General features: G+C 66.1%; 13 protein-coding genes. 3 read left to right on the top strand and 10 right to left on the bottom strand.

Annotation, left to right across the window (positions count from 1 at the left end; translation table 11 throughout):
* Positions 1–33: 33 nt before the first annotated feature.
* The 4 genes from glcF to OKW27_RS31425 form a co-directional block, all read right to left on the bottom strand.
* Positions 34–1,260: a glycolate oxidase subunit GlcF gene (glcF, locus tag OKW27_RS31410; RefSeq protein WP_429335768.1), complete on the bottom strand. Its 1,227-nt coding sequence runs from the start codon at positions 1,258–1,260 to the stop codon at positions 34–36.
* A gap of 8 nt (positions 1,261–1,268) precedes the next feature.
* Positions 1,269–2,357, bottom strand: coding sequence for a glycolate oxidase subunit GlcE (gene glcE, locus OKW27_RS31415; RefSeq protein ID WP_090803095.1), 1,089 nt, complete (start codon positions 2,355–2,357; stop codon positions 1,269–1,271).
* Between the two features lie 182 nt (positions 2,358–2,539).
* On the bottom strand, positions 2,540–4,033 hold the full coding sequence (locus OKW27_RS31420; RefSeq protein WP_090803097.1) for an FAD-linked oxidase C-terminal domain-containing protein: 1,494 nt from the start codon (positions 4,031–4,033) through the stop codon (positions 2,540–2,542).
* Positions 4,034–4,186: 153 nt separating this feature from the next.
* Positions 4,187–5,605, bottom strand: coding sequence for an FAD-linked oxidase C-terminal domain-containing protein (locus tag OKW27_RS31425; protein WP_429335769.1), 1,419 nt, complete (start codon positions 5,603–5,605; stop codon positions 4,187–4,189).
* Positions 5,606–5,876: 271 nt separating this feature from the next.
* On the opposite strand from OKW27_RS31425, the gene OKW27_RS31430 reads away from it, so the two are divergent.
* Entirely contained in the window at positions 5,877–6,431 is a 555-nt protein-coding gene (locus tag OKW27_RS31430) for a cob(I)yrinic acid a,c-diamide adenosyltransferase (protein ID WP_090803100.1), read from the top strand.
* 54 nt (positions 6,432–6,485) lie between these two features.
* Here OKW27_RS31430 and OKW27_RS31435 read toward each other — a convergent pair whose 3' ends face one another.
* The 3 genes from OKW27_RS31435 to aroG all read right to left on the bottom strand — a co-directional run bounded on the left by OKW27_RS31435 (position 6,486) and on the right by aroG (position 8,436).
* On the bottom strand, positions 6,486–6,818 hold the full coding sequence (locus tag OKW27_RS31435) for a helix-turn-helix domain-containing protein (RefSeq protein WP_090803102.1): 333 nt from the start codon (positions 6,816–6,818) through the stop codon (positions 6,486–6,488).
* Positions 6,815–7,159 (bottom strand): type II toxin-antitoxin system RelE/ParE family toxin, encoded by a 345-nt coding sequence (locus OKW27_RS31440; protein ID WP_429335770.1) that lies wholly within the window; start codon positions 7,157–7,159, stop codon positions 6,815–6,817. The genes OKW27_RS31435 and OKW27_RS31440 overlap by 4 nt, the downstream gene beginning before the upstream one ends.
* Before the next feature lie 203 nt (positions 7,160–7,362).
* Positions 7,363–8,436, bottom strand: coding sequence for a 3-deoxy-7-phosphoheptulonate synthase AroG (aroG, locus tag OKW27_RS31445; protein ID WP_090805593.1), 1,074 nt, complete (start codon positions 8,434–8,436; stop codon positions 7,363–7,365).
* A gap of 58 nt (positions 8,437–8,494) precedes the next feature.
* Between aroG and OKW27_RS31450 the strand changes: the two genes are divergently transcribed.
* Entirely contained in the window at positions 8,495–8,746 is a 252-nt protein-coding gene (locus OKW27_RS31450; RefSeq protein WP_221311849.1) for a hypothetical protein, read from the top strand.
* A 106-nt stretch (positions 8,747–8,852) separates the two neighbouring features.
* Here the strand turns inward: OKW27_RS31450 and tldD are convergent, their stop codons facing one another.
* The 3 genes from tldD to OKW27_RS31465 form a co-directional block, all read right to left on the bottom strand.
* A complete protein-coding gene (gene tldD, locus OKW27_RS31455; RefSeq protein ID WP_090803105.1) occupies positions 8,853–10,319 on the bottom strand; it encodes a metalloprotease TldD in 1,467 nt (488 codons plus the stop codon).
* 87 nt (positions 10,320–10,406) lie between these two features.
* Positions 10,407–11,270: a carbon-nitrogen hydrolase family protein gene (locus tag OKW27_RS31460; protein ID WP_184062298.1), complete on the bottom strand. Its 864-nt coding sequence runs from the start codon at positions 11,268–11,270 to the stop codon at positions 10,407–10,409.
* A 153-nt stretch (positions 11,271–11,423) separates the two neighbouring features.
* The gene (locus OKW27_RS31465; RefSeq protein WP_429335771.1) at positions 11,424–15,662 is read right to left on the bottom strand and encodes a YhdP family protein; all 4,239 of its coding nucleotides are present in this window, start codon (positions 15,660–15,662) and stop codon (positions 11,424–11,426) included.
* Between the two features lie 264 nt (positions 15,663–15,926).
* On the opposite strand from OKW27_RS31465, the gene glnE reads away from it, so the two are divergent.
* Positions 15,927–18,722 carry a bifunctional [glutamate--ammonia ligase]-adenylyl-L-tyrosine phosphorylase/[glutamate--ammonia-ligase] adenylyltransferase gene (gene glnE, locus OKW27_RS31470; RefSeq protein WP_429335772.1) on the top strand — a complete coding sequence of 932 codons (2,796 nt, stop codon included), beginning with the start codon at positions 15,927–15,929 and terminating at the stop codon, positions 18,720–18,722.
* The last annotated feature ends 94 nt before the right edge of the window (positions 18,723–18,816 follow it).

An 18,816-nucleotide genomic window follows, 5' to 3' on the forward strand; every position in this document is an offset into this window, starting at 1 on the left:
ACGAACCGGTGTTCAGCGAAGACGATGCCCCGATTATACGGACAGCATGTGCTCGACCAATTCGATCCAGTGCGCGACCGGCGTCGACGTACCGCTTTGCAGATGCGCGATGCAACCGACGTTCGCCGACACGATCACCTGCGGCTCCTGCGCCTGCAAACGCTCGAGCTTCTGGTCGCGCAGCGCGTACGACATGCGCGGCTGCAGCAGCGAGTAGGTGCCGGCCGAGCCGCAGCACAGATGGCTGTCGGCGGGCAGGCGCACTTCGACGCCGAGCGCGCCGAGCAGTTGCTCGACCTTGCCGCGGATCTGCTGGCCATGCTGCAGCGTGCAGGGTGGATGAAACGCGACCGTGTGTACCGAGCGGCGGCGCGTGATGGCGACGAGCTGTTCTTCGAACTCGGGCAGGATCTCGGAGACGTCGCGCGTCAATTCGACGATGCGGCGCGCCTTCTCGGCATAGTTCGGATCGAGGCGCAGCAGGTGCGCGTATTCCTTGACCGTCGCGCCGCAGCCCGACGCGTTCATCACGATCGCTTCAATGCCCTGTTCGACGTAGGGCCACCATGCGTCGATGTTCGCGCGCAGGTCGTCGAGCGCTTCGTCGTGGTAGCCGAGGTGCAGGCGGATCGCGCCGCAGCAGCCGGCGTCGGGCGCGATCAGCGTTTCGATGCCGAGCGCGTCGAACACGCGCGCGGTCGCGATGTTGACGTTCGGCATCATTGACGGTTGCACGCAGCCCGCCAGCATCAGCACCTTGCGTTCGTGTTTTGCGCTCGGCCATTCGAGCGGGTGCTGGCGCGCGGGCACCTTGTCGCGCAGCTTCTTCGGCAGCAGGCCGCGCACGTGCTGACCCAGCCGCATCGCCGGCGTGAAGATCGCGCTGTTCGGCAGCACGCTCGCGAGCAGGCGCCGCATCAGCCGCTGATTGAGCGGACGCGTGACTTTCTCTTCGGTGAGCTTGCGGCCGATTTCGACGAGCCGCCCATATTGCACGCCCGACGGGCAGGTCGATTCGCAATTGCGGCAGGTCAGGCAGCGGTCGAGGTGAACCTGCGTGCTGCGCGTGACCGGCGCGCCTTCGACCATCTGCTTGATCAGATAGATGCGCCCGCGCGGGCCGTCGAGCTCGTCGCCAAGCAGTTGGTAGGTTGGGCAGGTGGCGGTGCAAAAACCGCAATGCACGCATTTGCGCAGGATGGCGTCCGCTTCGTTGCCATCGGGCGTATTACGAATGAAGTCCGCGAGGTTGGTTTGCATCGCGTCGCTCAGAAGTCGGAGTAGAGACGGCCGCGGTTGAAGATGCGGGCCGGGTCGAATGCATGTTTGAGGCCGCGATGGATTTTCATCAGCGGCGCGGGCAGCGGTGTGAATACGCCGGCGCCGCGGTCGTAGCCGTGGCCGCTGCGGAAGATGGTCGCATGGCCGCCGGCCTGTTTCGCGCTGATGCGCACGGTTTGCGCGTCGGTGTCGGTGATCCACCAGCGCTGGCCGCCGCCCCATTCCATCAGTTGCGCGCCGGGCAGCTGCAGCGGCTCGGTGATCGACGGTAGCGCGAGACGCCACAGCGCGGCCTTCGGTGGAATGCCCGCGAAAAACGAATCGGTCTGTTCGCGCAGACCGGCCCAGAAGCGTTCAGCTTCGACCGCATCGACGACTTCGCCGCCGAGCCCGGTGCGCGCTGCCTTGACCGCGGCTTCCGCGCCGCCCAGGCGCACCGCGAGCGTGCCGTTGCGCCATGCGCTCGCGGTGATCGGCAGGGGCCGGCCGCCCCATTCGTTGAGCTTGCGTACCGCGTCGGTGCCGTTCATGTCGAACTTCAGCGTGGCTTCGACCTGCGGCCGCGGCAGCACTTTGACCGACAGCTCGAGGATCAGCCCGAGCGTGCCGAGCGAGCCCGCGAGCAGCCGCGACACGTCGTAACCCGCGACGTTCTTGACGACCTGGCCGCCGAAGTGCAGCACCTGCCCCTGGCCGTTCATCACGACGGCGCCGAGCACGAAGTCGCGCGCGGCGCCGACGGCCGGCCTGCGCGGCCCCGAAATGCCAGCGGCGATGCAGCCGCCAAAGGTGGCCTGCGGCCCGAAGTGCGGCGGCTCGAACGGCAGCATCTGGTTGTGCTCGGCGAGCGCGGCTTCGATTTCCAGCAGCGGTGTTCCCGCGCGCGCGGTGATCACGAGCTCGGCCGGATCGTACGCGATGATGCCGCGATAAGCGCGCGTGTCGAGGATCTCACCTTCCAGCGTCTGGCCATACCAGTCTTTGGTGCCGCCGCCGCGGATGCGCAGCGCGCGTCCCTCGGCGCTGGCCGAACGCACGCGTTCGGACCATACGGCGACGATGTCGTCCTCTTCCATGGTGTCCTGCTCGTTGTGTTTCGTTTGATTGTACCGGGCGGCGGCTCGCTGGCAAGCCGGAGCGCACCCGCATGACGGGGCGCGGCATCGGTCTGGAGGAGAGGGCGCAAAGCGCCGCGCAGGCCGCGCCAGCATCAGCGCGGGCGCGGCCAACGGTGGATGCGCGCTGCAAACGCCAGCCGCTAGAAGCGCGGCAGCTCGGGATGAGGCAGCAGGCCGCCGCGCACGTGCATCTTGCCGTATTCGGCACAGCGCGCCCGCGTCGGGATGCCCTTGTCGGGGTTCAACAGGCCGGGCGCGTCGAATGCTCGCTTGACCGCGTGGAACGTATCGCGCTCTTCGGGCGAGAACTGCACGCACATCGAATTGATCTTCTCGATGCCGACGCCATGCTCGCCCGTCACCGTGCCGCCCAGCTCGACGCAAGCTTCGAGGATATCGCAACCGAACAACTCGGCGCGATGCCACTCGTCCTGGTCGTTGCCGTTGAACAGGATCAGCGGGTGCATGTTGCCGTCGCCGGCATGGAATACGTTGATGCAGCGCAACTGGTAGGTCTTCTCCATCTCCTCGATGCGCGCGAGCAGCGGCCCGATACTGCGGCGCGGCACGGTACCGTCCATGCAGTAGTAGTCCGGCGAAATGCGGCCGGCGGCCGGAAACGCGTTCTTGCGCCCGGACCAGAAGCGCAGGCGCTCGGCTTCCGTGCGTGAAATCTGGATACGGGTCGCGCCGTGCTCGCGCAGCACCGCGGTCATGCGCACGATCTCGGCCGCGACCTCCTCGGGCGTGCCGTCCGATTCGCACAGCAGGATCGCCGCCGCGTCGAGGTCGTAGCCGGCGTTGACGAACTCCTCGACCGCGCGCGTGGCGGGCTTGTCCATCATCTCGAGGCCGGCCGGAATGATGCCCGCCGCGATGATGCCCGCAACGGCGTCGCCGCCTTTGACGACGTCGTCGAAGCTGGCCATGATGACCTGCGCGGTTTGCGGCTTCGGGATCAGCTTGACGGTGACCTCGGTGACGATCGCGAACATGCCCTCGCTGCCAATCAGCACCGCGAGCAGATCGAGCCCCGGCGCGTCGGGCGCGAGCGAGCCGAATTCGACGATCTCGCCTTCCATCGTGACCGCGCGCACGCGCAGCACGTTGTGCACGGTGAGGCCGTACTTCAGGCAATGCACGCCGCCCGAATTCTCCGACACGTTGCCGCCGATCGTGCAGGCAATCTGCGACGACGGATCCGGCGCATAGTAAAGACCATACGGCGCCGCGGCTTCGGAGATCGCCAGATTGCGCACGCCCGGCTGCACGGTCGCGATGCGCGCGTACGAGTCGACTTCGACGATCTTGCGAAAGCGCGCGAGCGATACCACCACGCCGTGCCGAATCGGCATCGCGCCGCCGGACAGCCCGGTGCCCGCGCCGCGCGGCACGATGGGCACCTCGAGGCGATGGCAGATCTGCACGATGCGCTGCACCTGCGATTCGGTTTCCGGCAACACGACCGCGAGCGGCAAACGCCGGTACGCGGCGAGCCCGTCGCATTCGTACGCGACGGTGTCTTCTTCGCGATACAGCAGACAGTGGGTCGGCAACACGGCCATCAGCGCCTGCACGACTTCGCGCTGACGCTGCGCGAGGACTTCGGCCGACAGTTCAGCGGGTGCGTTCATGTGAGTTGTCTCCTCGTGGCTTGCGCCGGTCCGGCTTGCTGGTTCGAGCCGGCTGTTTCGTGCTGCCTGCTTCGAATCACTTGCGTGTTCAGCTTGGCGCGGTTGCCGCCGGGCGCGTCAGCGGTTTGTCGCGGCCGGCATGCGCAATGTCGATCAGGCCGCCGCCCAGGCGAAAATCTTGCCCGGGTTCATCAGATTGCGAGGGTCTAGCGCGTGCTTGATGGAGCGCATCGTGTCGACCGCGACGTCGCCGTGCTCCTCGAGCAGAAAGCCCATCTTGTGCAGGCCGATGCCATGCTCGCCGGTGCAGGTGCCGTCCATCCGCAGCGCGCGCTGCACGATGCGGTGGTTCAGGCGCTCGGCTTCCTCGAGCTCTTCGGGCTTGTCGGGATCGATCAGGATCGCGACGTGGAAGTTTCCGTCGCCGACATGGCCGACGATCGGGCAGGGCAGCGGCGAGGCCAATAGGTCCTGCTCCGTTTCGACCACACACTCCGCGAGACGCGAGATCGGCACGCAGACGTCGGTGGTGACCGCGCGCGAGCCGGGCTTCAGTTGCAGCATCGCGAAATAGGCGTTGTGACGCGCGTTCCACAGACGGCTGCGGTCTTCGGGGCGCGTCGCCCATTCGAAGCCTTCACCGGCATTCTGTGCGGCGATTTCCTGCACGAGTTCGGCCTGTTCCTTGACGCCGGCCTCGGTGCCGTGAAATTCGAAGAACAATGTGGGCGCTTCGCGCAGTGTCAGATTCGAATGGCGATTGATCGAGCGGATCGCAAGTGCATCGACGAACTCGACACGCGCGATCGGCACGCCGATCTGAATCGTCTCGATGACCGCGCGCACCGCATCGCCCATCGACGGGAACGTGCATACCGCGGCCGACACCGCCTCCGGCTGCGGATAGAGGCGCAGCGTGATTTCCGTTATCACGCCGAGCGTGCCTTCCGAGCCGACGAACAGGCGCGTGAGGTCGTACCCCGCCGACGATTTGCGCGCGCGCGAGCCGGTCTTGATCACGCGGCCATCGGCGAGCACGACCGTCAGGCCGAGCACGTTCTCGCGCATCGTGCCGTAGCGCACGGCGTTAGTACCCGACGCGCGGGTTGCCGACATGCCGCCGATGCTCGCGTCCGCGCCGGGGTCGATCGGGAAGAACAGGCCGGTGTCGCGCAGCGCTTCGCTCAGTTGCTTGCGCGAGATGCCGGGCTCGACGGTGACGGTCAGGTCTTCGGCGTTGATCGACAACACCCGGTTCATTTCCGACAGATCGATCGACACGCCGCCTTGCACGGCAAGCAGATGTCCTTCGAGCGACGAGCCATTGCCGTACGGAATGATCGGCACGTCGTACTGGCCGCACAGCTTGACGGCGGTTTGCACGTCTTCGCTTGTACGCGCGAACACGACGGCGTCAGGCAGTTGCGGATCGAACGGTGATTCGTCGCGGCCGTGGTGCGCACGCACGGCTTCGGCAACGGAAACGCGATCGCCGAAAGCGGCTTTTAGCTGGTTCAGCAATTCGGCGGGAAACGGCCGGCGTAGCGGCGCCGGCGGCACGGGATGGTTCACGCATGTCTCCTGTGTCGACCGGAGTTAGCGCTACAGCGCTTACTCCGGTCCCATGCTTTAGCTCGATCGGAGTTGGCGCTTCAACGCTTGCTCCGGTCCCATGAAAGTTTCTTTAAATAACGGTCTGTTTGCAGCAAGTGTTTCATTTTACGCCGTTCGCCCGCCAGGCAGCGCTGGGTCGGCTTGCGCTCATATAATGGCGGCGATTTCGCGATGCGTGCAATATGGACAAACCAGCTGGCAGCATCGTCACTAATACATGGGAGACGTCATGGGCAATCGCCTCAGCAAGATCGCCACTCGCACCGGCGACGACGGCACCACCGGTCTCGGCGACGGTCGCCGCGTGCGCAAGGACAGCGCGCGTATCGCCGCGATTGGCGACGTCGACGAACTCAATTCGAATCTCGGCGTGCTGTTGTGCGAGAACCTGCCCGAGAACGTACGCGCGGCGCTGGTCGCAATCCAGCACGACCTGTTCGATCTGGGCGGCGAGCTGTGCATTCCCGGTCACACGATGATTACCGAACAGCATCTCGCGCAGCTCGACGGCTGGCTCGCCGACTACAACGCCACGCTGCCGCCGCTGAAGGAATTCATTCTGCCGGGCGGTTCGCGCGCGGCCGCGCTCGCGCATGTGTGCCGTACCGTTTGCCGCCGCGCGGAGCGGGCGATCGTCGCGCTTGGCGAACACGAGGCGCTGAACGCGGCGCCACGTCAGTACGTGAACCGGCTGTCGGATTTGCTGTTCGTGCTGGCGCGCGTGCTCAATCGCGCGGACGGCGGCACCGACGTGCTGTGGCAGCACGATCGCGGCGCGCCTTGAATGGCGACGCACATGTGCGCATAGACACGCACGGTGCTTCGCACGAACCGAGGCTCAACCGACGGCGAGCGTGACCGGCTTGCCGATGCGGCTCAGCATTTCCACGAGCGTGTCGATCGTGAACTTGGTGGTTTTCTTGTTGACGACGTCGGACACGCGCGGGCGCGACACCATCAGGATTTCGGCCGCCTCGGCCTGCTTCAGATGATGCTGTTCGATCCACGTGGACAGCTCGGTCATCAGCTGTTCCTTGAGCAGCCGCGTGTCGTTGATCTGCTTTTGCGACGCCGCGTGAAGGCGCTTCGCTTCATCGGCGGAAAAACCGAGTTCGAGGAACACGTTCGCGCCGGCTCGCGTTACGTGACGAATGTTGGTGTCGATCGTCATGGCTGGGTGGTCCTGTAATGGGTGATGGCGCGGTAGCGCGTTTCGGCAATTCTTCTGTCGTGCGGTCCGAGCCTCTGCGTTTTCTTCTGAAAGCAATGCAGCACGTACAGCGCTTCGGCGTATTTGGTGACGTACATCACGCGAAAAATGCCGTCCTCGTCTCTGATGCGAATTTCGCGCGTTCGCGCGCCGATAGACTCGAACGGTTTCCAGTCGTCAGGGTCGAGTCCTGACTGAATCTTGTGAAGCTGAAACCCTGCGAGACGACGCGCTTCGTTGGGAAAAGCGAGCAAATCACGGTAGCTGGAGCCTAACCAGCGAATTTCTTTTTCCTGCTCCATCGCCACCTCATGTATAAAATATTATACGCATTCTCCGGCCTGGTCAAGCGTGTAAGCGACCAGGCAACGAGCTATGACGATATCGAGGCAGCAGGCTGAGTACCATTCGTCCGAATGGCCAATAAAAAAACCCGGTTCGATATTGAACCGGGTTTCTTCTACGGACTGCCGACAAGCCCCCGCAGTGGCGGCGGGGCAGGTGTTCAGTTGCCGCTGCCGCGCGCGACGCGGCGCTGCCTGACCGCTTCGGCAAGGCCTTCGAGCACCGCGACGCTTTCGTCCCAGCCGATACACGCATCGGTAATGCTCTGGCCGTACGTGAGCTCGCAGCCTTCCTGCAGATCCTGGCGACCCGCGACGAGGTGCGACTCCACCATCACGCCGACGATCCGCTCGTCACCCGCGGCGATCTGACGGCCGATGTCCGCGCACACCGGAATCTGGTTCTCGTGCTTCTTCGAACTGTTCGCGTGGCTCGCATCGATCATCAGACGCGCGGCGAGACCCGCCTTGCCGATGTCCGCGCAGGCCGCGTTGACGTTGTCGGCGTCGTAGTTCGGCGTTTTGCCGCCGCGCAGAATCACGTGGCAGTCCTCGTTGCCCGCGGTCGATACGATCGCCGAGTGGCCGCCCTTCGTGACCGACAGGAAATGGTGCGGCTGCGAGGCGGCCTTGATCGCGTCGACGGCGATCTTCACGTTGCCGTCCGTGCCGTTCTTGAAGCCGACCGGGCACGACAGTCCCGAAGCCAGCTCCCGGTGCACCTGCGATTCGGTCGTGCGCGCGCCGATGGCACCCCAGGAGATCAGATCCGCGATGTACTGCGGGCTGATCATGTCGAGGTACTCGGTGCCGGCCGGCAGGCCGAGTTCGTTGATGCGCAGAAGCAGTTCGCGCGCGGTGCGCAGACCTTCGTTGATCTTGAAGCTGTTGTCCATATGCGGGTCGTTGATGAGACCCTTCCAGCCCACCGTCGTACGCGGCTTTTCGAAGTACACGCGCATCACGACTTCGAGTTCGCCGGCAAAGCGCTTGCGCTGCTCGATCAGACGCCCCGCGTATTCGATCGCGGCCTTCGGATCGTGAATCGAGCACGGGCCGATCACGACGATCAGACGATCGTCCATGCCGTGCAGAATGCGATGCATCGCGGTGCGCGAGTCGTAGATCACGTTGGAAACCGTCTCGTCGCAGGCAAATTCGCGGATCAGGTGAGCGGGCGGCGTGAGTTCCTTCAATTCGCGAATGCGGACATCATCGGTATTGTGCGGGGGCATGTTGTTCTCCTGAATCGGTTCGTAGCGTGTTCGCGCGGGCAACGGGGGCGATCAGTCAGTGATCAAACAGCGAGGCCAGAGCGGACGACGATCAAAAAATGGTCAACGACAAAATGTCAGTCAGGTATCGAAAAGCGTGAGACGAAAAAAAACCGCCAGGCTAGCTGGCGGTTTTTCGGGAATTCTCGGTGTCCTGCGTGCACTAACACCCCTCTCGATCCGCCAGCGGTCTGAGATACCAAAAAAAGTAAAAATAAAACTTGGCGGACATGGCGAAGTGAATGCGTCGCTGGTCAAAAAGGGTGAGTGACTTTATAACCCGGTACAGGCTCGGCTGACAAGCTGGGGCGTCGAAAAATGCGGAAAACCCGCACGCTTCGCGCCTTGCGTGCGCGAAGCGTGCATCCGTGACGAAATCAGGCCGTGCCGCCGACCGTCATCCGCTCGATGCGCAGCGTCGGTTGACCGACGCCCACCGGCACGCTCTGGCCTTCCTTACCGCACACGCCCACGCCCGAATCGAGCTTCATGTCGTTGCCGATCATCGTGACGTACTTCAGCGATTCCGGTCCGCTGCCGATCAGCGTCGCGCCCTTGACCGGATACGTGATCTTGCCGTTCTCGATCATGTACGCCTCGGAGGCCGAGAACACGAATTTGCCGTTCGTGATGTCGACCTGACCGCCGCCGAAGTTCACCGCATACAGGCCGTTCTTCACGGACGCGAGGATTTCTTGCGGGTCCTTGTCGCCGTTCAGCATGTACGTGTTGGTCATGCGCGGCATCGGCAGCGCCGCGTACGATTCGCGCCGTGCGTTGCCGGTGACCGGCATCTTCATCAGACGCGCGTTCAGGGTGTCCTGGATGTAGCCCTTCAGGATGCCGTCCTCGATCAGCGTCGTGCACTGGGTCGGATTACCTTCGTCGTCGATATTGAGCGAGCCGCGACGATTCGGCAGCGTGCCGTCGTCGACCACGGTGACGCCCTTCGCGGCGACCTGCTCGCCGATGCGTCCCGCGAATGCCGACGACCCTTTGCGGTTGAAGTCGCCCTCGAGCCCGTGGCCGATCGCCTCGTGCAGCAGCACGCCGGGCCAGCCGGGCCCGAGCACGACGGTCATCGCGCCGGCCGGCGCCGGACGCGCGTCGAGATTGACGAGAGCGGCGTGCACCGCATCGTCGACATAGCGCGACAGCACTTCATCGGTGAAATAGCCGTAGTCGAAACGCCCGCCGCCGCCGCCGCTGCCGATTTCGCGGCGGCCGTTCTGCTCGGCGATCACCGTCACCGAGACACGCACGAGCGGCCGGATGTCGGCCGCGAAGCCGCCGTCGCTGCGCGCGACCAGCACCACGTCGTATTCGCCGGCGAGGCCCGCCATCACCTGCTGGATGCGCGGGTCGCGGCCGCGCGCCATCTGCTCGATGCGCTCGAGCAGTTTGACCTTGGCGGTGGCGTCGAGCGAATGCAGCGGGTCGGACGGCAGGTACAGATCGCGCCCGGCGATGCCGGTCAGCGACGACGCCACCTGGATCTTCTGCTTGCCGCCGCCTGCCTTGGCGATCGCGCGCGTGGCGATGGCCGCCTGGCGGATCGCTTCGGGCGACAGATCGTCCGAGTAGGCGAATGCGGTGCGCTCGCCCGACACGGCGCGCACGCCGACACCCTGATCGATGCTGAAGCTGCCCGACTTCACGATGCCTTCCTCGAGACTCCACGCTTCGCTGCGGGTGGTCTGGAAGTACAGGTCCGCGTAGTCGACGCGGTGCGTGAAGATTTCGGCGAGCGTGCGCGTGAGCAGCGATTCGTCGAGACCATAGGGCGTGAGGAGGATGTCCTTGGCGGCGGCGAGATTACGGATACCGGGTTCGATGATGTTCATGCGAAGTATGTTCTGCTCGATACGAAGGGGTCGGGGAGCGCCTGCGTCGCTATATGCGTGGCAGGCGCCGCAGTTTCAATGTCGGTTTCAGGTCAGCACGCGATGACGCCATGCCGGCAGGCTCTGCCGCACTTCGTCGATGCGCGCGCGTTCGAGGTTGCCCGCGACCACGCCGGCGCCCTCGTCGCGCACCGCGACGATCTCGCCCCACGGGTCGATCAGCATGCTGTGGCCCCAGGTGCGGCGGCCGTTTTCATGTTTGCCGCCTTGCGCCGCGGCGAGCACATAGCACTGGTTTTCGATCGCGCGAGTGCGCAGCAGCAGCTCCCAATGCGCGCGGCCGGTCGTGTAGGTAAACGCCGACGGCACCACGATCAGCGCGCAGTCGCCCATGCGCCGGTACAGCTCGGGAAAGCGCAGATCGTAGCAGACCGACAGGCCGACCCGGCCGAATGGCGCCTCGAAGCTTTGCACCGAGGTGCCGGGTCGAATCGTGCGCGCTTCGTCGAACGATTCTTCGCCCTTTTCGAAGTTGAACAGGTGGATCTTGTCGTAGCGCGCGGCCTCGTTGCCGTTCGGGTCGAACACCAGCGTCGTGTTCAGTACGCGCGACGGCTCCGGTGCGTTCAGCGGCAGGGTGCCGCCGATCACCCAGATCTGGTGGCGGCGCGCGGCGTCGGCGAGAAAGCGTTGGATCGGGCCGTCCTGATGTGGCTCGCGCACGGCGAGCTTGTCGGTGTCCTTGAAGCCCATGAAACAGAAATACTCGGGGAGCAGCACGAGTTGCGCGCCGTCGGCGGCGGCTTCGGCGATCAGGCGCTCTGCGTCGGCGAGATTGCGATCGCGATCCGGCGAACTGACCATCTGCAGCGCGGCGACCCGGAAGGGGCTGGCTACAAGGCCGCTGGAGGTTGCGGCGGATGCGGATGAAGTGACGTGTGTTTCGCTCATGAGCGTGTCGAAAGACTCCCGGCGGGCGGCGGTGTGAAGCGCGGGCGCCGCATGCATGGTTCTGGGCTGGCTCGGCCCCGTTGGCGCATTGAGTCGATAGAGCGGCACGAGCGGCCGCGTGGTTCGAGACGGCGGCGCCAGGGAAACCGGAGCTCAGTGCGCTTGCACGGTCGAAGCCGGAGCGTCAATCTTACCCCGTTCGCCCGTCACCCGCTCGACGTGCGGTTTCGACCACGAGCCGGTGATCGCGTAGTCGCGCGCGAATACGTGCGACACCCCATGCGTGAACGCGATATCGGCGATCAGTGCGCCGAGGCCGATCAGCGGATTGATGACCGTCGCGGCGATCACCGCGGAGCCGGCGCTGACGGTCGGCACTACGTGCAGGTGCAGGTCCTGGCTCTTCTGCGCGATGTCGACCGAGCCCACCATCTCGGCGCGGGCCGGCGCGGTCACCATCCTGAAGTTGTCGGTGCGGGCGATGCCGTCATGAATCTGCGCGGTACCCGTCACGCTCGAGAACGGCAGGCCCTCGCCGATCACATCGTGGAAATTGAGTGTGGCGATGCGCGCGAGGCTTTGCAGGCTCAGCACGCCGAGCAGCGTCGCGACGCCCGGATCGACCTTCAGGATCTGACCGTGGCGTAGATCCAGCGCGAGGTTGCCGTTCAGCGTCGAATAGTCGATCGTGGTCGGGCCGCCCTGCCACACGGCCTTGCCCTGAATCGAGCCGGTGCCGCCCCTGAGCGTCCTCGGCAGACCGAAGCGCTCGAGCATCGCGCCGGCGTCCTTGATGTCGAGCTTGAAATCGAACACGGTGCGGCGCGGCATGGCTTCGTCGGCCGAGATGGGCAGTTCGGTCGAGGTGCGCCAGTTCGCGGTCGCGCTCAGCGTCGCGGTGGGGTTCGTCACGTCGAGCTTGTCGAGCTGCCAGACCGGCACGCCGTTTTCTTCGAAGTTGTGCGCGTCGACCTCGAGCCGGCCGACGTTGCGATCGTGCACGATCAGTTCGTCGACGACCAGATCGATCGACGGCATGTTCAGCGCGGGCGCCGACATCGCCGGACCGAGCAGGTCCTTGTCCGCGACCGACGGAATCACGACGCGCGCGAAGCGCGCCTGCAGTTCGCCAGGCGATTCGCGGGTCGCTCCCGGCAGCCACGACACGTGGCCTGACACCTGATTCGACGCGATGTTCGCCTGCCACGTACGGTCCGCGTGCGACGCGCCGACGATCACGTTGTCCCAGTGACGCTTGAGCAGCGTAAGCATGTCGATGTGCAGCGCGAAGCGGTTCGGCAGGAACTGCGTGAGCATGGGATTCGGCACGGCCGCGGGTGTGGCCGCGCTGCTGGCGGTATTGCCGCCGTTCGCAGCGCCGTTCACGCCATTCGCCCCGCCCGCGCGCAGCTGCGCGGCGAGCGCGCGCCAGGCGTCGGCATCGATCTCCTTGATGTCCGCCGCGGCGACCACGCCCTCGGACGGCAGGTCGACCGGCCGGTTCACGCCGATCGCGCCGCGCACGACGGTCGGTGACGTACGCGGCTGCGCGTTCGGCCGATAGCGCAGCAGATACGCGGCGGCGACCGGCCCCAACGTCAGGTCGGCGCGTTCGAGGCCGGCTTCGCCCGGCAGCGTCGACGGATTGACCGAGAAGTGCAGCGGCATCGGCGTGCCGGCAGTCTTTTTGAACGGCGCTGGAAAATCGAGCCCGAGGCCGCTCAGATCAGAGTTGGCGCTGACCTCCGGCAGGCGGCCCTTCGCGCCGGTGACGCGCAATGCATAAGGCGCGCTGCCGCTCATATGCGTGAGCACCTGTGCGGCCGGGCCATGCAGATGCAGTTCGCGCGCGGCATCGACGGCGATGTGGCCGTTGAGCGCGAGCGCGTACGTGCCATCTTGCCGCAAGCCGCCGTTCGCATGCACGTCACCGCCGAGGAACTCGCCGGAGAGCCGCTCGACCTCGGCCGTGCGTTCGGTGAAGCGCACCCGGCCGTTCAGCTGCGACAGCGACGGCGCATTGCTCACGCTCAGGCGATTGTTCTGGAAGCCGAGCGCACCTTCCACGCCGATATGCGGCTTCGGCGTACGCGGGATCGTCAGCTTCAGCGCGAGCGACGCGGGCCCTTCCGCGCGAATCTTTTCGGTCTGGTGCCGCGCCATGATGCCGAGCGAGCTGCCGTTCACGTAGTCGAGCATATCGGCGAGCGGGCCGCGGCCGTTGCCCTCTATGGTGAGGTTCGAGCCTTTGGTGCCGAGGTCGTCGATGCGGCCGTTCACGCCGGTCAGCGCGACGCGCTTGTAACGGCCGCGGTCGATGTCGAAGCGCAGCACGTTCTGCTTGAGCTCGAACACGCCGTCGATGCCGTCGAGCGGCGGCCAAACGTTTGGCGTGCCGTTGCGCATGTTGCGCGGCGGGAACGGTGTCGGATCGAACTTGCCGCCGGTGAACGGCGCGACGATGTGGAAGATGCCGGCGTCGGGGTCGCGCGCGTAGGGGAACTTGGTCAGGTCGCCGTGCACTTCGATCGTGCCGCCACGCGACACGCCAGCCTGCAAGCCGTGGCCGAGGTAAATGCGCAGCTTTTCGCTGACCGCGGTCGGCAGATAGCGGGCGATGTGCGTCACCTGCGCGCGCTGGAAGTCGGCTTTCAGGTCGAGCGAGCCGCGGCCGTGGCCGGGATTGCTGTAGCTCGCAGTCGCGCTCGCCTCGACGTCAGGGTTCGATACGCTGAAATCGTTGAGCTTGACCGCGAACGCGGGACGCGTGTCGCCCGGTGCCTTCGTGCCCATCGTCCAGTCGGCGCGGCCGTGCAGACGCGCAAGCGTGAGACGCGGATCGTCGAACACGCCCGGCAGCGTGATCGCCACGTTGGTCGTATCGAAGTTCGCGTGGCCGCCTTTTTCGTCGGCGTCGACGTTGCCCCACAGGTTTTCGATGCCGGGAACGCCGGCGCGCGGGTGGCCGCGCGGCGTCAGGCCCGGCCCCGGCTCCTGGGCGGCAAAGCTGATGCCCTGCAAATCGCCCTTGAAGCGATAACGCTCGATCGGTTCAACACCCGTCGGCCGACGGTCGCTGCCCACTTCTCCGGATTCCGGCTTGCCGCGCTCGAGGTCGATCACGTAGTTCGCGACGAGCCCGCGCGGATTGATGCGCACGAGTTCATTGAGAAAGTGCCGCGGCAGCGGCAGCGCGCGGCTGAATTCGGCGAGGATGCCGAGATCGACGCGATCGCCGCTGACGCTCAAAAGCTGCCCATGCTGCTGCGACGCCATCCGGTAGCGGCTGTCGAGGGTCCGGAAGCGCAGGATGCGCGTGAGCGGCGTGCCGTCTTCGAGCGGCGGCTGGCCGAGCTCGGCACGCAGGTCCGACAGCTGCAGCCGGTACTCGCCTTCGTTTGCCTCGACGCGCCACAGAAAGTGGGTGATCGGCACGAGCAGCCTTGGCTGGGTCGGGCGCACGCGCATCGCGACGTCGTAACCGCTCAACTGGCCGGTCGCCTGGGTCACGCGGCCTTCGCTGAAGTCGATCCAGATTGCATTGTCGATGCGGCCGGCGAACGTCTCGATCGGGAACTGGATGTAGCGCGCGAGCGTCGGCAGATCGACCGGGCCCGTCGACATGTACACCTGCCCGCTCCAGTTGATCGGCTTGCCGAGCGCCGAGAGCGGCGCGTGGCGGAAGTGCGTGCGGAAGTCGAGCGGGCCTTTCAGCACCTGGCCGTCGGGTGGCGCCTGCAGCGCCATGCGGTGGTCGCGGCCGTCATTGAGGATCGCGATGCGGATGTCGCGCAGCGCCAGTTCGGATTCGTTGCGCGTCGCGTCGCGCCAGCGCAGCACGCCGCCGCGCACGACGATCGCCTGCTGACGCAACAACCAGGTGGACAGCGTGTCGTTGCCGCTGTGGCGCGTCGGCACCGGCACGCCCGCGACCGACAGCACGCCGTCCTCGCTGCGCGACACCAGCACGTCCGGCTGATCGACGATCAGGCTCGACAGCGCCAGATGAAACTCCCACAGCGAGCGCCAGGACACCGACGCGGTGGCGTGCGGAATCGTCAGCGCGGGTTGGCCGTCGTGATCGCGGATGACGAGATTCGTGACATCGAGCCCTGGCTGGAAGCCGCTCCAGTGCGGCGCGAGCCGGCCGATCGTGAATTGGGTGCGCAGCTTGTCGGAGACCGCGGCTTCGATGCGCGGCCGGAACATGTCGGCGCGCGGCAGCACCACGTAGCGCAAACCCAGAAACAGTCCGCCCGCGATGAAATAGAGGACGAGCGCGAGCGCGGCGAGCACGCGCAACGTCCGACGCAGCACGATGTGGTCGCTTCCGCTCACATGCCGGACCTGCGGTGGGGTTTGCGGGTCGGCGGATTCGTTTCGCTCGGACATGCTGCGGCGGCTGGGCGTATGGTAGTTTTGCGTGTTAACGACGAAATGTATCACACGGGAAAGCGTCGGCGGACCTCCTGCAAACCCTGTCCGACGGCCCGTGACGGCGATTGGCGAGGCCGTCCGGCACGGGGGCCGGCACGCTTGTCGCCGCATGCCGATGGCACGACGGAACGACACGACAACGACCCCGGAACGACACCCGGACACCGTCAGAATACCGCCGGACAAATCCGATCAAGCAACGAGCGAGCCAGATTTTTGATGACTGACGCCACCCTCCTGAGTTCCAGCTATTCGCACTATGCCGCGCGCGCCGCCGCGGCCCGCCCGCAACTGGTCGCGCATGTCGGCGCGCTGGCCGACGAACCGCTGACGCGCGAGCGCATCGACGCGCGTCTCGACGAACTGTGCGCCGAGGCGGCGGGCCCAGCCGGTGCGCCGGTCGACGAAGATGCGCTGAAGCGCGCGCTGCGCCAGCTGCGCACCGAAGTATTCTGCGCGGTGATGGAGCGCGACCTGGCCGGCGAGGCCGATATCGCCGAAGTCACCGGCGCGATGACCGATCTCGCGGAAACGACGATCCAGCGCGCGCTGACGGTGCTGAGCGCCGAGCTCGAAGCGCTGTATGGCGAGCCGCGCGACCAGCAGGGCGAACGGCTCACGCTCGGCGTGGTCGGTATGGGCAAGCTCGGCGGGCGCGAGCTGAACGTGTCGTCGGATATCGACCTGATCTTCGTCTATGAGGACGACGGCGAGACCGCCGGCGGCCAGCGCTCGCCGCTCGCGACCCAGGAGTTCTTCACGCGGCTCGGCAAGCGGCTGATCGGCGCGCTCGCCGAAGTCACCGCCGACGGCTACGTGTTTCGCGTCGATATGCGTCTGCGGCCGAACGGCGATTCGGGGCCGCTCGTATGCAGCCTCGGCATGCTCGAAGAGTATTTCTATGTGCAGGGCCGCGAGTGGGAGCGCTACGCGTGGATCAAGGGCCGGCTCGTGTCCGAGGGCGCGAGCGCCTCGGCGCAGCGGCTGCAGAAGCAGCTCGGGGCGATCGTCACGCCGTTCGTCTATCGACGCTATCTGGATTTCGGCGTGATCAGCGCGATTCGCGCGCTGCATCTGCAGATCCGCCAGGAGGCGCAGCGCCGCGCGTCGATGCGCCCCGACAAGGCCGACGACATCAAGCTAGGCCGTGGCGGCATCCGTGAAATCGAATTCAGCGCGCAGGTGTTCCAGCTGATCCGCGGCGGCCAGGACGCCGGCTTTCGCGTGCGGCCGACGCTCGCCGTGCTGCGCCACGCGGCCACGAATGGGTTGATGGATCCGTCGGTGTGCGTGAAGCTGTCGCAGGCGTATCGCTTTCTGCGGGAGCTCGAGCATCGTTTGCAATATCGCAACGACGCGCAGACCCACGCGATGCCCGTCGATGCCGAAGACCGCATGGCGCTCGCGCGCGTGATGGGCTGCGACGACTACCCGCAATTGATGACGAAGCTCGACGCGCATCGCGAGTTCGTCGAACAGCAGTTCGACCAGATTTTCGCCGACAAGGTGGGCGGCCGCGACGGTTGCGGCGCGCCCGAGGACGGCGCGGCCGCGTGGGTGTGGAGCAGCGCGCTCGCCGACGATAGCGCCGACGACGCACTGCGCGCGCGCCTCGTCGAACTGGGGGTGGCCGAGCCCGGGGAGCTGCTCGCCCGCCTGCAGGCGGTGTGGCGCTCGTCGCGCTACACGGGCCTGAACGAGCGCAGCCGGCAGCGTTTCGACATCGTCGCGCAGCGCGCGCTCGAAGCCGCGCGCACGCTGGAGCCGGCCGGGCGGCGCGGCGATACGGTCGCGCGCCTGTTCGATCTGCTCGAAGCGGTGAGCCGGCGCGGCGCGTATCTGGCGCTTCTGACCGAGTATCCGCAGGCGCTGCACCAGGTGCTGTCGGTGCTGGGCGGCTCGCGCTGGGCGGCCGGCTATCTGATCCGCCATCCGCAGCTGCTCGACGAGCTGCTCGACGTCGAGGCGATCAACAGTCCGTTCGACTGGGCTGAATTCAAGCGTACGTTGCGTTTGCGGCTCGCCGCCGCCGATGGCGTCGAGCAGCAGATGGATCTGCTGCGTCACGCGCATCAGGCCGAGGTGTTCCGCATTCTGCTGATCGATCTTGCCGGCAAGCTGTCCGTCGAGCACGTCAGCGACCGGCTGTCCGAGCTCGCCGACGCAGTGCTCGACGTGGCGATCGAAGCCGTGTGGAAGCAGTTGGCCAAACGTCATCGCGACGTGCCGCGCTTCGCGGTGATCGCCTACGGCAAGCTCGGCGGCAAGGAGCTCGGCTACGCGTCGGACCTCGACGTGATCTTCCTGTACGACGATCCCGGCGATGCCGCCGCCGACGTCTACGCAACCTACACACGGCGTCTGATCACATGGCTGACCACCGCGACCGGCGCCGGCACATTGTTCGACATCGACCTGCGGCTGCGGCCCAACGGCGAGTCGGGCCTGCTCGTCACCGACCTCGATGCGTTCCGCCGCTACCAGCTGCGCGAGGGCGACGCGGCGAATACCGCGTGGGTGTGGGAGCATCAGGCGCTGACGCGTGCGCGCTACTGCGCGGGCGATCCGGAGATCGGCGCGAAGTTCGAGGCGATCCGCGAACAGGTGCTGACGACGCCGCGCGAAGCGGCGCCGCTCGCGAAAGAGATCGTCGAGATGCGCGCGCGTGTCGAGGCGGGACACCCGAACCATACGCCGGCGCTGTTCGACCTGAAGCACGACCGCGGCGGCATGGTCGATATCGAGTTCACCGTGCAGTACTGGGTGCTGCTGCATGCGGCGCGCGATCCCGAGCTGATCCGCAATACCGGCAATATCGCGCTGCTGCGTGAGGTGTCGCGTTTCGGGCTGATGAGCGAAGCGGAAGCGGAGACGGTCGGCGCCGCCTATCGGCGCTATCGCAAGCTGCAGCACACGCTGCGGCTCGATGGGATGGAGAAGGCGCGGGTCGATCCGGCGCTGGTCGCGGCCGAGCGCGAGGCGGTGCTGGCGTTGTGGAAGAGGGTGTTTGGGTAAGGGCGCTCACGCACTTCGCGTCGCGCATCATGCGCGGCCGGGATCGGTGTGACGTCCCGGCCAGGCCGACTCAGCCGTGTGCGGCCGCCTATGC

Origin of the sequence: Paraburkholderia sp. 35.1, from assembly GCF_050436525.1 — a bacterium.
Classification (GTDB): Bacteria; Pseudomonadota; Gammaproteobacteria; order Burkholderiales; family Burkholderiaceae; genus Paraburkholderia; species Paraburkholderia tuberum.

Excerpts from the sequence above, each read along its gene's own strand:
- OKW27_RS31420 (WP_090803097.1), bottom strand. The coding sequence starts at position 4,033 with ATGAACGCACCCGCTGAACTGTCGGCCGAAGTCCTCGCGCAGCGTCAG.
- aroG (WP_090805593.1), bottom strand. The coding sequence starts at position 8,436 with ATGCCCCCGCACAATACCGATGATGTCCGCATTCGCGAATTGAAGGAA.
- OKW27_RS31460 (WP_184062298.1), bottom strand. The coding sequence starts at position 11,270 with ATGAGCGAAACACACGTCACTTCATCCGCATCCGCCGCAACCTCCAGC.
- glnE (WP_429335772.1), top strand. The coding sequence starts at position 15,927 with ATGACTGACGCCACCCTCCTGAGTTCCAGCTATTCGCACTATGCCGCG.
- OKW27_RS31465 (WP_429335771.1), bottom strand. The coding sequence starts at position 15,662 with ATGTCCGAGCGAAACGAATCCGCCGACCCGCAAACCCCACCGCAGGTC.
- OKW27_RS31435 (WP_090803102.1), bottom strand. The coding sequence starts at position 6,818 with ATGACGATCGACACCAACATTCGTCACGTAACGCGAGCCGGCGCGAAC.
- tldD (WP_090803105.1), bottom strand. The coding sequence starts at position 10,319 with ATGAACATCATCGAACCCGGTATCCGTAATCTCGCCGCCGCCAAGGAC.
- glcE (WP_090803095.1), bottom strand. The coding sequence starts at position 2,357 with ATGGAAGAGGACGACATCGTCGCCGTATGGTCCGAACGCGTGCGTTCG.
- OKW27_RS31440 (WP_429335770.1), bottom strand. The coding sequence starts at position 7,159 with ATGGAGCAGGAAAAAGAAATTCGCTGGTTAGGCTCCAGCTACCGTGAT.
- OKW27_RS31430 (WP_090803100.1), top strand. The coding sequence starts at position 5,877 with ATGGGCAATCGCCTCAGCAAGATCGCCACTCGCACCGGCGACGACGGC.
- glcF (WP_429335768.1), bottom strand. The coding sequence starts at position 1,260 with ATGCAAACCAACCTCGCGGACTTCATTCGTAATACGCCCGATGGCAAC.